This window comes from [Bacteroides] pectinophilus (assembly GCA_025146925.1).
Taxonomy (GTDB): domain Bacteria; phylum Bacillota; class Clostridia; order Lachnospirales; family Lachnospiraceae; genus Bacteroides_F; species Bacteroides_F pectinophilus.
On sequence record CP102260.1, the window covers coordinates 304,297 to 319,038 of the forward strand.

At 42.4% G+C, this 14,742-nt stretch carries 10 protein-coding genes; 2 read left to right on the plus strand and 8 right to left on the minus strand.

Annotated elements, in window-relative coordinates; genetic code table 11:
- Window positions 1–9 precede the first annotated feature (9 nt).
- The 7 genes from NQ488_01370 to NQ488_01400 form a co-directional block, all read right to left on the minus strand.
- Entirely contained in the window at window positions 10–6,387 is a 6,378-nt protein-coding gene (locus tag NQ488_01370) for a helicase-related protein (protein ID UWN95989.1), read from the minus strand.
- Window positions 6,312–6,671, minus strand: coding sequence for a TnpV protein (locus NQ488_01375; protein UWN95990.1), 360 nt, complete (start codon window positions 6,669–6,671; stop codon window positions 6,312–6,314). The genes NQ488_01370 and NQ488_01375 overlap by 76 nt, the downstream gene beginning before the upstream one ends.
- 798 nt (window positions 6,672–7,469) lie before the next feature.
- Entirely contained in the window at window positions 7,470–7,838 is a 369-nt protein-coding gene (locus NQ488_01380) for a hypothetical protein (protein UWN95991.1), read from the minus strand.
- Window positions 7,835–8,053, minus strand: a complete 219-nt coding sequence (locus NQ488_01385) for a DpnD/PcfM family protein (GenBank protein ID UWN95992.1) — start codon at window positions 8,051–8,053, stop codon at window positions 7,835–7,837. The genes NQ488_01380 and NQ488_01385 overlap by 4 nt, the downstream gene beginning before the upstream one ends.
- Window positions 8,054–8,082: 29 nt before the next feature.
- Complete coding sequence (locus NQ488_01390; protein UWN95993.1) at window positions 8,083–8,973, minus strand: hypothetical protein; 891 nt, start codon at window positions 8,971–8,973, stop codon at window positions 8,083–8,085.
- Between the two features lie 47 nt (window positions 8,974–9,020).
- On the minus strand, window positions 9,021–10,928 hold the full coding sequence (locus NQ488_01395; protein UWN97076.1) for a C40 family peptidase: 1,908 nt from the start codon (window positions 10,926–10,928) through the stop codon (window positions 9,021–9,023).
- A gap of 114 nt (window positions 10,929–11,042) precedes the next feature.
- On the minus strand, window positions 11,043–13,421 hold the full coding sequence (locus NQ488_01400) for a DUF87 domain-containing protein (protein UWN95994.1): 2,379 nt from the start codon (window positions 13,419–13,421) through the stop codon (window positions 11,043–11,045).
- A gap of 185 nt (window positions 13,422–13,606) precedes the next feature.
- Here NQ488_01400 and NQ488_01405 point away from each other — a divergent pair, with 185 nt between their 5' ends.
- On the plus strand, window positions 13,607–13,870 hold the full coding sequence (locus NQ488_01405; protein UWN95995.1) for a type II toxin-antitoxin system Phd/YefM family antitoxin: 264 nt from the start codon (window positions 13,607–13,609) through the stop codon (window positions 13,868–13,870).
- Complete coding sequence (locus NQ488_01410; protein UWN95996.1) at window positions 13,867–14,199, plus strand: type II toxin-antitoxin system RelE/ParE family toxin; 333 nt, start codon at window positions 13,867–13,869, stop codon at window positions 14,197–14,199. The genes NQ488_01405 and NQ488_01410 overlap by 4 nt, the downstream gene beginning before the upstream one ends.
- 27 nt (window positions 14,200–14,226) lie before the next feature.
- On the opposite strand, the gene NQ488_01415 is transcribed toward NQ488_01410, so the two are convergent.
- Window positions 14,227–14,739: a PrgI family protein gene (locus tag NQ488_01415; GenBank protein ID UWN95997.1), complete on the minus strand. Its 513-nt coding sequence runs from the start codon at window positions 14,737–14,739 to the stop codon at window positions 14,227–14,229.
- Between the last annotated feature and the right edge of the window lie 3 nt (window positions 14,740–14,742).

A 14,742-nucleotide genomic window follows, 5' to 3' on the forward strand; every position in this document is an offset into this window, starting at 1 on the left:
GTTTCACTCCTATCTTTTCCTGTTTCTGTCTGGCATATAGATTCCCTTATCCTCTGCAACAATACCCGCATTTTCTATTCTGTCCTCAGACTTTTCTTCGTCCGGTCCGCCAAGATCTGCATCCATAGCCTTTGCGTTCTCAAGGTCAAGCTGGGCATTTAATTCATACTGCCTTGCAAGTTTTTCTTCCAGTTCTGCACTATATGCAAACGGCTTATCATACTCCGCCTTTGAAGCCTCAAGGTCATTCTGGTACTGTTCAATCTTCTTTTCCAGAAAATCAACATTTTCATGAAGTCCGTTGAACAGGTTCTCCAGCTTTACCATACTTCCCACCGGACTTGTGGAAAGTTCTGCCTTGTATTCCGTCTTTCCACGAAGCACCATATAGTTGATACTGAGGAAATTCTTTTCCACCAAAAGCTCAAAGCCGTGGAACTTACCGACTGGAGTGGTTTCGCCTGTCTTACATTTGCTGATTGCTTCAAGCATTACGGTTCCACCATCCACTCGCTCTGTATAAGTTGCATTGCCTATGGTAATGGCAAAGTCCGGGTTATCAATCAATTCCTTATCCCTTGCCTTTATATCCTCCCTTACATTGGCAAGTTTTTCTGTCGCAGTTTTGATGAGTTTTGGATATTTGATCATAAAATTATCCTGCAATCCGTATCTCTGATTATCATACGACGCTTTTAAGAGCTTTAATCTCTGGACATCATTGTCAACCTCCATCTTTTCCCTGATTAAAGGGTTGCCTGTCGCAACCGCCTTAATCTCCGCATAAGAAAGTGTTGCCTCATCAATGTCCTCACAGCTTCGGCTCACTGCCTTGCTTGTCATAACCTGACTGATGAAACGCTGCTTGTTTTCCACAAGTGACCAGTTGTATGCATCAAAGGTTTGTTTTGTAACATATCGGTAGATTGCCACCTCATCGTTTTTATTTCCCTGTCGGATACCTCTGCCTTCCCTCTGTTCAATGGAAGAAGGCTTCCACGGGCAATCGACATGGTGCATTGCAACAAGGTGTGTCTGTACATTAACTCCGGTTCCGCACTTATCTGTCGAACCGATAAGGACTTTTTTCTTACCTGTCCTCATTTCCTTAAAGAGTGCATCCCTCTGTGCGTCTGTTTTTGCATCGTGAATAAATGCTATCTCCTCCGCAGGGATACCATATTGGATAAGTGACTCCTTCAGATAATCATAAATCGTAAAGTCCTTGTCCGGTCCCGGTGTTCCAATATCCGAAAAAATAAGCTGACAGCCTATATGACCATCAGCATTTCCTTTTACATATTCTTTCCAGACATTTTCCGCTACCTTATTGAGCTTTCCGTCCGGGTTGTTCGGTGCGTCCTTATCAATCAGTCTTGCGTCTGTTCCAAGAAGTCTTGCTTCGTGCGTAATCTTTAAGAAGTTGTCAACACTTGGATCAACACCCCCGCCCCTTATCCTTTCTGCCCTTACAACAAATTCTTCCATTACCTGCTTCACATACCAGTCCGGCTCCGACTCCACGATGATAGGCTTGCCGCCACGCAGAGCTGGCACATCAAGGTCAAGCATATCCGCTGTCTGCACATCGGCAACCTCACGGAAGATGTTCATAAGCTCCGGCAGATTGGTAAACTTATTGAACCTGCTCTTGAAACGGAAACCACTGCCCTCAACCGTAAGCTCCAGTGCCGTTGTTACTTCTCCAAAGTTAGCCGCCCACGAGTCGAAATGATGAATTCCCATCTCCTCAAGTGCCGATTTCTGCAAATAAAGCTGCATAACATACATCTCACACATTGTGTTGCTTATCGGTGTACCTGTTGCAAATACAATTCCCCTGCCATCATTTATCTCTGATAAATACTGGCATTTAAGCTGCATATCCGTTGACTTTTTAGCCCCACTACTGCTGATTCCCGACACATTATTCATCTTTGAAAATGTGGCGAGGTTCTTAAAATTGTGTGCTTCGTCTACCATAATAGAGTCAACACCCAGCTCCTCAAAGGTAATGAGGTCATCTTTCCTGCTCTCATCGGTCAGGGATTTAAGCTGTTCCTCCAGCTTTTTCTTCTGGCTTTCCATCTGCTTTACGGTCCAGCGTTCCCCGTTCCGCTCCTTCATATCATCAATCGCATAGGTGATCTCATTTATCTGTTCATTAAGCATTCGCTCCTTTCTCTCTGCCGAAATTGGAATTTTTTCAAATTGCGAGTGCGACATAATGATGCAGTCATAATCGCCTGTCGCAATCCTTGACACAAACTGCTTTCTTCGGCTCTTTTCAAAATCACGCTCCGTTGCAACCAAGATGTTTGCTGACGGGTAAAGCCTTAAAAATTCACTTGCCGTCTGCCCGATAAGCGGCTTTGGCACTACCATAATTGTCTTATTGGAAAGTCCGAGTCTTTTCTGTTCCATACACGCAGCCATCATTTCAAACGACTTTCCGGCTCCGACGCAGTGGGCAAGCAGGGTATTTCCTCCCATAAGGATTCGTGCCACCGCATTTTTCTGGTGCGGTTTTAATTCAATCTCAGGGTTCATTCCTGGAAATTGCAAATGGCTTCCGTCATACTCACGCAGGCGGATATTATTGAAGGTTTCATTATAATATTCCACATACTTCTGTCGGCGTTCCGGTTCTGCAAACAGCCATTCCTTGAACTTCTCCTTGATCATATTCTGCTTTTCCCTTGCAAGCATTGTCTCATTCTTATTGACTTCATAATGGTACTTGCCATCACCGTCATCAATCCTGTCCCTGACAGTGACTGTTTTTAAGTTCAGGGTATCCTCAAAAATAGAATAAGCGTCCATTCTGCTTGTACCATAAGTTTTCGTTGCAGCCACGGAATGTTTATCCATACTTTTATTTTCAATGAACCATTCCATACTCATTTTATTCAAGTGTACCTGAATACCGGAATTATAATACTCTGTTCTGATTGCCCTTGCCCTCTTTGGTGTATTAAGCAGCTCATAGATAAACTGCTCATAATCAAGCGGCTCAATCCAAGTTGTACCAATCTTTACATCAATATCCGAGGCTTCAATCCATTCCGGCTGAACTTCCTCTAGGGCTGCGGCATTGGCGGCAAATCTTTCTGCCTGCGGATTATCGGTATCCGCCGCCATTGCCTTTGCAACACGCAGCTTATCCCTTACATTTCCCGACAGATATTCGTCTGCTGTCTCCCAGCCTGCGTCCGGGTTATTTTCATTGTAACGGTCAGGATTAAGAAATATAATTCCATCAAGTTCCTTTATGAGAGTATCCCTGTCTGCTTCATAAATGGAGAGCATATAAGGGATATTTACATATCCAAACTCATTGACCGATACATTAAGAGCCTCTACCGCAGTTTCTACCCTGTCCACCACGGACTTTGCCTTAATCGTCTGCTTATAAAACATATCAGCCTTCTTCACCTCCCCGTCCTCATTTACTTCTTCAAGACTGCAAAGAAGCGGATAATCGCTGTCATCCCTGAACGCTGTACGGTTTGCTTTGGAAGTGATTGCTCCATACTTTCCAACGAATTTATCATATTTTACATTCAAAAGCTGCTGTTTGTCTGCAAGCTCCTCATCACTACAGCCCTCCATCTGGATATCAATCAGCTCTCTTGTTATCTGTCTGATTTCATCAAGGCTCTTGATACGCTCCTCTGCTGTCGGTGATACTTTCTGCCTTACCATCTCTGAATTTTCCCTGTAATAAAGTTTTCCTTCAAAGAATGTGTAAGTATAATTTCTGACATCCGGATCAGCGGGAATGACTTCCTCTGTCTGTTCCTCATTATCTGCCAGTCTCTCAAAATCTGTCATCTGTGCTCTGATGTTACAGATTGCCTTATTGAGTGCTTCATACAGATTGAAGTTCTCATCATTATTCACACAGACGGTATATCTGCTGTCCTGTCCGAACATCCTTGTGTCATACTGCATTGTACCAAGCATCATCTCCGGGTGCTCTGCAAAATAGGAATTGACTGCTATGCCATCACCTGTGACACCAAGATGTACCCAGTCAGGCTCTATATCAATTTTTCGCTCTCTTTTCTGTAAAAAAAGAATGTCCGCAGTCACCTCAGTTCCTGCATTATCCTTAAATGCAGTATTCGGAAGTCGGATTGCTCCCACAAGTTCTGCCCTCTCAGCCAGATACTTTCGTATAGTCGGATTGCTCTTATCCAGTGTTCCCTTTGTGGTAATCACTGCAACCATGCCGCCCGGTCTTGCCTGATCGAGTGCTTTTGCCAGAAAATAATCGTGAATACGGAAGTTATACTTGTTGTACTTTGGATCGAATATCTTATAATCTCCAAATGGCACATTTCCCATAACAACATCAAAAAAGTTATCCGGATATGTGGTGTTTTCAAATCCCGTAATACTGATATTGGCATTCTGGTAAAGCTGTTTTGCAATCCTTCCTGATATGCTGTCCAGCTCCACTCCATACAGCTTACTTTGCTGCATTGGTGCTGGCATACTTCCGAAGAAATTGCCGATACCCATAGAAGGCTCCAAGACATTGCCGCCTTTAAAGCCAAACTGCACAAGTGCTGAGTTAATACACATTGCAATCTCAGGTGAAGTATAAAAGGCATTATTTACGGTTGCTCTTGCGGCACTGTATTCCTCATCGGAAAGAAGTTCTTTCAGTTCTGCATATTCTCTGGTCCACCCTGCATTATTCTCATCAAATGCCTGTGACAACCCGCCCCAGCCGACAAACTTTGATAAAACCGTCTGCTCCTCCTGTGTTGCAAGTCTGTTTTCTGCTTCAATCTGCTTTAGTGTACAGATTGCATCAATGTTCCACTGGTATCTGGTCTTTACACCGCCCTTTTCTGTTTCCCACAGGTTATAATGGAAATTGAGTTTTGTCTGGTCTTGTGTTTTTTCTTTTCCACGCAGACCTTCCGCTGGCGGTAATACTTCCTGTGCAGGTGTTTCAGGGGCAGCCTCCTGTGGTTCGGTATCATTCTGCGAAATATCTGCCGATACATTCTTATCCTCATCAGAAATTATACGACCATCCGTGTCAATCTTGGTATTCAAGCCATATGCAATCGCCCGTTCTCTGGTTTTAAGACGGCTTTCTCTCACACTGTCCTCAATATCAAAGAACTTGCGGTAAACAGGATTCATCTTTTCCCTGTCAATCTTATTTTTTATGGTCTGATAGATTGCCTTCTGGTCCTCTCCACAGTAAAATGGCTGTTTTACCATATAGGATAAGATTTCATATACCTCACGCCATGATACGGTATCCCCTGCCCTCTCTCCATTTCTGTTTTTGTAGCTTACTTTCACATCTGCACTGCTTAAAGTGTATTCTGTGAGTCCATACTGATTATTGCAATATGCCTTTCTCTCACCCTGAACATTTCCCATCGCTATCTCACAGATCAGTTCCAGCTTATTCGGCATAAATGCAAAATCCGACTGCACCACATCCATAAGGAAAGCACGGAATGGTGTGTAACAGCTACATTCTGACACAAGTATCTCAATGGCATCTCTTAAATCTTCATCCATTGCAGCTACACGGTCAGCATAATCAATCGGTTTGATATACCGTAACTCAGCCGCCTTTCTGTTTACAGCATAACTGTCAGGCTCATCAGGAATAGCATAATCATCAATTTCTGATTTCTCCTCCTGCGTATCAACTTCACGGTACTCTGCGTCAATGACTTCATCATCTTCACGAAGTCCGTCCATTGCAAGCTCATCAATACGAGGTGTCTCCGACTGGTATTCTCCGGTAAGGATAAGTACACCGATTTCCTTTTCGACATTCTTCCACGAAACGTATCCTTCTACTTCTCCATCTTCATCTTTCCATTGGATACGAAGTCCCGAACCGTGAAATGTATCATACCCGTGCAAGCCCAGACCGTCAAGCGGCCAGCTTGCACCACCCTGACCATATTCTGCCTTGATACGCTTTGCTCTGGTTCCTGCGTCTATCTCTGTCTGATAGATTTCACACACCCTGCCTTTTCCACCGACAAAGCCAGTTCCTTTCATAAGTATCTCTTTTACATACTCACTTGGTACACTCTCTGCTTTCTTTGGATTAAGGTAATTATATTTTCCGGCAAGGGCAGCCTTTTTATCCTCCTCGAACTGACGCATAAATTCATTGTGTCTGGTTTCCTCCGGCTGCTTCACACCAAAACTTGCCTGCCCGTTTTGGTCGAAAAAAAAGGAAGCCTGTGTATATTCGGCTTCCTTACTGACACCCAATGAGTTAATCTCATCAAGCTCTCTATTTAATTCTTCCTGTGTTTCTAATGAAACTTCATCACAATCTGGTGGAGCACTACTTCCTCTGCCTGCATCTTCGCCTGCTCTCTTATCTTCCACATCTCCATTGTCGATGACGGATTCTGTGGCTTGTGCTTCATTAGATACTGTTCCTCCAACTGATCGTAAAGCTGGTTTGCTTCCTCCTCTACTGCCGACATCTTCTCGTACATCTTCCCAAATCTCATCAGTGTCTTGTACCTTGCCGGTTCGTTCTCCAGAAGATACTTCATTGCCATTCTCCCGTATCTGCCCAGCTTCGTTAAATCCTCTGTCTCGTCCGGCATTGTCAGCTCCGGATACAGCAGTCCGTCCACTTCCTTGTAAGTCATTGCTTCTAACATATGATATTCTCCTTTCGCTCTCAATCGTTTGTAAATTCCTACTAAATTCTCTAAGAACACTACAGGAGACATCGCATACAAGGGAACCAAGACGGTAAACTATCTCATCATCTTTGATGTTTACAATCTGACTGAAATCCTGTTCTTGCACAGATAAGTCAAATCCACATCTCGTCCCTACAGCATACATAACACTGGAATATACTAACTGCTCCATATCGCTATCCTGCTGTAAGCCCTTGCGTTTTTCGTTGAATTCCTTTATCACACTACCTGATAGCTGCATTAGTTCGGACATTCTATCCCCGAACTCCTCTTTTATTATATTCCAAACATTTGTTCCTGTAAACTGTTTTAGCGTATTTTTTAGTGATTCCTTGTCATCGCTTTTATACCGCTCCATCTGTCCTTCCGATACCAGAAAGTCTGCATAACTTTTCAAGTTTTCCCCCTCCAGATTCCAAGTCAGCTTCACATTCTTTCCGCCTGTATCACTGATATCGAAAATATATCTCATACGGGGATTAAGTGCCCTTGAGGGGAAGATAGCACAGCCCTTTGCTCCACGCTTTACATATCTTCCCACTTTCTTCCAAGTGTCATAATCTGCCATAAGGGTACTTTTCTCCGGTGATCTCTGAGCTGTTACCATAACGATATTATCAAATTCATAGCGATATAACTGACCAGCAACTTTTAATACATCTTTCCAGTTCTTTTCAGAACGGGTGATGTTGCTGATTTCTGAATCATATATCGCTTTGACCTTCATATCAACACTCATGTGTCACCCTCCTTTTACTTCAGTAATTCTGCAAACATTTCCTTAAAGAGCTTTGACTCCTCCCCGTCAAGCTCAATCACAAATTCTGCATCAACCGCCTGTCTATCACATTTGCCCTTTCCTTTTACAATCTTTCGCATAATCCTGAGAAGCACATAACACTGCTTTGACTTGGCTATGCTCTGCTTAAAGGCAAGTCCGTCGCTGTCAGCCGACTGCTGTGTCTCATAGACAATCACATTCAGCTTTCTGCTGATTTCCTCAACTTTCTCATATGGAATACTGACAAACGATTTTACCTCTCCCGGTCTTTCCCATTCCTTATGAAGTTCGTTTAATAAAAATTCCATATCCTTAATAACTGCTGTCTGCTCATTTTTCATCGTGTCTTTCCTCCATTTTCCTTTAATGAAGAAGGGAGCTGTTCTTCGCTGTATGGCGAAAAATCAACTCCCTTCATATCCTCCGCATCAAGGACTATCTGTTCTGAATAATACATATCCATTGCCTTGTTTATGGCATCGTCAAGTGACTCTGCCTTTACTGTCTCTACCCTTGAGAGAACTTCTTTTATCTCAATATCAAATTCTTTTTCCATTCGATATCAGCCTCCAATTCCATTTTTCCTCATCGGCTCTTTTTTTCTTTTACCTGTCTTTCCTTAAAACCTTCATCATACTTTCCATCTTCAAGCCTGTCATAAAAATATTCCTCCTCTATCGTTCCAAATTCCTTATACATCTGGTGCAGGAAATCATTCTGCATATTTTTTGGAATATCATCATCCTTTGACAAATCCTGATAAAAATAAAACTTCTGCTTGAGTTTCGCCCTGTAATCATAAACATCTTTTATCTTTTCAGGTGTCCCGTATTCTCTTTTATATGCCTTAAAGTTGGTCTGCGAAAGTGTGGACCCAAGATAAATCCCGTGCTCCCACGATACCCCGATCGTTGTGTTATCCTTTGTTGGCTCCTCGTCTTTCGGATATCGCTTATACTCTGTTGCTCCGAGAGCAATCGTGAGAGAGCCGCTTTTCATATCCATTACCACAAGATTGCGTGGAGATAATGCTTCAAGTACCATATAATCGTGGTCATTAAAATTATGAAATGTCTGCCCTCTTTCAAATGTCCTGTCGCATTTTTCATAATGCAGGATAAAGTCATCTATCCAGCCTCTATCCGTCATTCCAATCTCATCCATCTTTGTAATACATTCTGGGGAACTTGTTGCCTTATCAAAGTAAAATTTCTTTGAATCATTATAATATCCTTGCAAAAAGCGTCCCAGTTCCACATCATCTCTACAGAATTTTGCAAAAACTGTAACATTTGCTGCCCTGTAATACTCTGTAAAACCTTCCGCAAGCGTTCTTCCAAGAAGCAGCATCTGATCTGCAAGCTCTGACATATCATCAATGGCAACGAACTTCTTATAATCTTCCAAAGTCATAAGCATATTTCTTTCTGTTCCCTTATAATTCTCCATTACAAGAATCATATCTTTTAAATCCATTCTTACCTCCTGTTCCAGAGAGGACTTTCGCCCTCTCTGCCAATTTTCTATGGTCTGCCAATTACTACAATTTTTCCGACACTTGCCACATCACGGTAAACTACGCCAACTCTTTCATTCAGGGCTTCTACCACCTTGCCATTGCCGACATATACTGCCACATGGCTGATATTCTTATATCTTCCGTTGTTTGTGAAACTGTAAAAGATAAGATCACCAGGCTGCATTTCATCATAAGATACGGTCTTTCCTGCTTCATCAAGTCCCTGTGCTTCTGCCGCTGCTGTAGTTGCTCCTCCATGACTGATATTCACACCTGCATCCTTCCATGAATAATACGCAAGTGAACTGCAATCATAATAATTGCCACTATCTCTTAATTCCTGACTGTAAGGATAACCCACTCTGTGAAGGGCATAAGAGCAGACTGCTTTCTGCCTGCTATCTGTAATACCACTGAGGATTGCATTTATTTCATCCTCTGTCATGGAACTTACTCCGGGGCTTCCACCGCCTCCACCGCTTCCACTTCCAGCATATCCAAGCTGTCCCATAAACTCAGGACTCATGATCTGCTCAAGCATTTCTACCTGATCAGAATTAAATCCATAAACGGAAATCATATCTCTGTATGATTTGAGCGTAACATTTACATACAGTACCGACTTCGTAACAGTTGTTACATTGCCATCTGCGTCTGTTTCCTCCACATCTTTTGTTCCACTACTTGTAGTATAAGAACACATATCATTTACTACAGTCTGCAACCACCCCTTTGATATATCATTCATAATTGTTGCAGTATCGCCTACACCATACTTAACCATGTAGACCGCCATAATGTCGTAGTAGTTACTTGGATTTTCATCCATTCCCTCATAATCTACATACACCAGTTCGCCAAAGTCATATCCGGTATGTTCATTCACTTTGGTATTCACATCACGGTTAAATTCAGACACATAAGCACTTGTAACTGTCTGCACTGTATCTCCTGACTCCAGCGGCGGTAAAAATAAGGCAAATGGTGAATTATAAAGAATCGCTATCACAGCAATAACCGGAACTGCAACGATTACCACTAAAAGAACCAACAGCAAAAGTACAAGTCCGATAATCGGAGCTGCCGCCTTTATCCAAAGAACTGCCTTTTTTACAATCAGATCTTTTACCAGTTTTATAACACTGTCCGTCTGATTTTCCTGTTCTTTCATCTTATCCAGAAAAAATTTAATCTTTCTGCTACGGTTCGCTGCTTTCACATCCTTCGCCTCAATAGATACACCTGTGGCATAGCCTGCCGCCATGCCGACTGCTGTACCTGCTCCCGGTGCAACCGCTGTACCTGCCGCTGTGGTTGCCACTTTTGCCGTAGTTTTGGCAGTTTCTTTCGCAGTGTTCTTAGCAGTTTCTTTCGCTGCTGTCTTTGTCGTGTCACCGGCAACCTTTTTTGCCGTATCACTGGCAGCTTTCTTTCCCATCTTTTTTGCCAGCTTCTTTCCTGTTTCTACCTTCTTGATACGCCTCTTTGCTTCGGCTGCCGCTTTTTTTCTGAAAAATGACGCTCCCCTTGAAGCAGTTCCCGTAACCGGACGGCTTGCTTCATATGCAAGATAAGCTGCCTGTGACACTTCCTGCCCGCCTTCCACCTGCTCTGTAACTGCTCCAGCCGCAAATGCTCCCGTTCTTCCTGCTATATGAAGATTGTTATTCTTCGTCTTGATAGAAGTATTGGACTCCCGTATATTTCTCTTAAATTTTGAAAGTTCCTTTTCTTTCTTCTCTGCCTGATGAATGGTACTCTTACGATAAGACTTCTTTTTACCTGTATCATTTATCTTTGCACTGGCAATTTTCGGACCACGCTGTACGGTGTAAATGTTACTGCCCTTAATTTTAGCTTTCTTCGGTTCATGCATATGAATCTTAGCTTTTTTCTTAGTGTGAATGACCATAGGCTTGTCATCCACTTTTTTTATCTTCAATGTTCCCACCTTCTTTCTGTATCCTTAAAAAGGGTAAAAAGTAGCCATCCGGAACTTAGTCCAAATGGCTGATACATTGCAATTCTAATCAGCAAATTTTGCCTCCCTTTTCTTCTGCTCCGCAATCTTCTCATGGATATTGGTGTTATACAGTCTGTAAAGGTCAGTGTCCTTGCTGATCTGGTTATCAAACGGAATTACCACGGAACCACACTTGATAAGTCCCATTCCCGATGCAGTATTGGTTACGAAACGAAGCTGTGCCTCTGATACACCGATAACCTCTGCCATCTTGGAACTGTCTGTATTCGCCTGCTTTAAGAGTGCAACAAACTCAGAGTTTGCAAGCATTGTAGTGGCGGTGTAGTTCTGTAAAAGGTCCACGACGTTCTGGGTGATACCCGTGCACAGTCCACCTTGTTTCCTCACCTTCTTCCAGAGCTGCTGTAAATATTTTGCAGAATACTCCGAATTAAGCAGGACATGGAACTCATCAATATAGAGCCAGGTTGCCTTGCCCTTCTGCCCGTTTTCTACAATTCTGTTCTGAATGGACTCCATCATAACAAGCATTGTGATAGGACTAAGCTCCGTGCCTAAGTCCCTGATACCATATACTGTGAATCGGTTATCTACATCAACATTTGTCTGGTGGTTAAAGATATTGAGGGAACCATTTACAAAAAGTTCCAAAGACAATGCGATATCCTTTGCTTCGTCCTCCGGCTGTTCCATAAGGATATCGTAGAAGTCACTCATTACCGGAATATACTTTTCCCTGCCCCTTGCGATGTCGATATACATCTTTCTCACACAGCGGTCAATGATTGATTTCTGTCTGGAATTTAAGCTGTCCCCGATACACTGCTCACAAAGACCAAGCATAAATTCCCCTTTTTCCCTTATCATTCCCTTTGAATCATTCGGATCAAGACTCCACACATCCATCTCAAGCGGATTTACATAGTTGTCCGTGTATGTGGACATATTTACCACGGTTCCACCATAAGTCTGTGCAATATCAAAATATTCGTTCATCGGATCAATGACGATAATCTCATCATCTCCCGACAAGAATACGCTGCCCATTTCCATCTTACAGAAGAATGATTTGCCGGAACCCGGCACTCCGAATACAAAGCCATTTCCGTTGATGAGCTTCTTTCTGTTACCGATATTTACATTCTTACTGATCTGGTTGATACCGTAATAATTACCTGTGCTGTCATTCAGTTCCTGCACATTAAACGGCATAAGCACCGCAAGCGACTGGGTAAGAAGGGTACGCATTGTTTCCACCTGTCTTACACCAATCGGAAGTGCCGTGTTGAGTGCTTCCCTCTGCTTTAAGTAGTGTGTATCAATCGTACAACTGTTACGCTTTCCGATTGTTTCTACTGTTTCGCAGACACTCTCAAGCTCCTTCTTACTTTCTGCCATAAGGATAATGGTAACTCCTACAAAGAAAAGACACTGGTCATTCTCACGGACATCATCCATAATTGCCTCAATCTCTTTTTTCTCCGTTCTCTTTGCATAAGAGATTTCTGTGGAGAAGTCATTGTTCTTATTACGGACTCTCTGCTGCTTGATAATATCCGACTCAATACCAAGATATTTCTTCTGAAGCACCTTTGTGGTCAAATCCTTTGGCACAGGCACTACATCAATACTGGTAATGGAGTGTACCGGAAGGGAAGTAATCTCATTGATAAATCTGTCAGATAAACTGCTGGGATACTTCTTAATGAAAAGTGCCTTGCAGTATTTACTCTCGTCCTCAAAATGGTCTGGGAAATATTTCACCATACCATTACATAAATCATTCTTAAAATCTGCTCCGACCTTCTTTGCCTTTTTGATATCAAAATCAAAACTGCCCTCATCGCCAAGATGGTAATAGTCATAGAGCACTTTCAGCCTTTCATTGCCGTTAAGCGGCACAATCTCTGCACCCAGCTCAATGAAAGCCTTGTGTATCGTTGCCTCAAGTGTGGCAAACTGTGCCTTTGCCTCCTCGAAGTTCTTTCTCTCAATCGTGATTGTCAGGTATCTTTCCTGTTCAATCCCCTGTCTGCCCTCAATAATCTTCTCCTCAATAATGTCATTGTAGATTCTTCGGTAATTATTGAAGCCATCGTTTTTTTCTGTAATAAGAACCTTATCACGGAGATCCTCCATATTTTTGTTCTTATTGTTAATCGTAATCTTATAATTACAGTCCAGCGAATTTAAGAATTTGCAGTATCTTTCAAAAATGCCGATCTGCTCATCCTCCGTTGCCGTTGTGTAATTGATGTCCTGAAAGCGGTAACACTTGGAATACTTATTCCTGCTTACTTCAAAAATACCGTTTTCAGCCACCGCCATAATCTCTATGGTTTCCTGAATGGATTTCGGTGTCTTATACAAAGGCTCACTTGCCTTTTTCAAGAGCTTAAATCCGTCCGTAAATAAACCCATTGTCTCTAACCTCGCTTTCTTATCTGTGAAAGCCCGCCGGGAACATCACCCAACGGGCTTGTTCCCGACCTCACGGTCAGATACATATGAATAGTTGTGTTTATCCTGCTAACACTAATGGTATATCCATTGACTTCATAACAAAATTTGTGTATAATTTTGTTATCAAACAAGGAGGTGTTTTTATGCCAGCAATCAAATCAAGTGCTGATTTAAGGAACAATTACAATGAAATTTCTACATTTTGTCATAATTATCCTGAACCAGTTTTCATTACGAAGAATGGAAAAGGCGATCTTGCTGTTATGAGCATTGAAGCCTACGAAGAACTGACCAGCCGCTTTGAACTTTACAGCCAGATTAAAGAAGGAATGGACGATATTGCCACAGGCAATACAAGACCATTTTCCGAAGCTATGGCTGATATCAGGAGCCGCCGCAGTCGATGAGCTATCAGGTTCATATCACTTCCACCGCAGAACACGATATTATGCGTGCTGCGGATTACATCGAATTTACCCTCAAAAATCCGGATGCCGCAGATAATCTGTTAGATGCTGCGACTGAGCAGATAGGCTCACTAGCCGACCTGCCACAGAAGTTCCGTCTGGTAGATGATCCGGTACTGGCAAGCTGGGGCATTCGTTTTGTGATAATCAATAATTACCTTGCCTTTTATACGATTGATGAAGAAAAGCAGACTGTAATCATAGTCCGATTTCTCTATCAGAAAAGTAACTGGACTTCCATTCTTCGACAGGGATTTTCCCTCATTTAAGGAATCTGTTTTTATGCAGGTTCCTTTTTAGTGCATTGCTTTATAAGCAGCCACACCCGCTACCGCCAGCACAAACACGGCTGCCAGTCCAAACATCATATTTCTTGTCTTTTTCTTCATTTCTTCAAATTCCTCCTGTTTCTTTACTGCCGACTCAGATGTTGTAATCTCTGATTGAGTTTTTTTGCCTTTCTTCTTTACCTGTCCGTTCTGCTCCATTTCAAAAGCCTTGATAATCGGCTCTCCCTCAGTAGATACATAGGTAAGAGCCTTATTTCCAAACATAAAATGCAGTTTCTTTCCCATATACTCGTAAAAATTCATTCCATTAAAAGAATAAAATCCTCCAAGTGCTATCGGAGCTACACACGGAATCGCCACATAAGCAGAACCTGTAAGACCAATATATCTATAAAGAAGTAATACGATACCGCCACCGACTATCACACTGGCAATAGAAAATACAAGCTGTTTTGCTGTAAGTCCCATTGCCACCGATTCCTGATAACGGTCAATGTCTTTGTTTATTTCAATAACCATTGT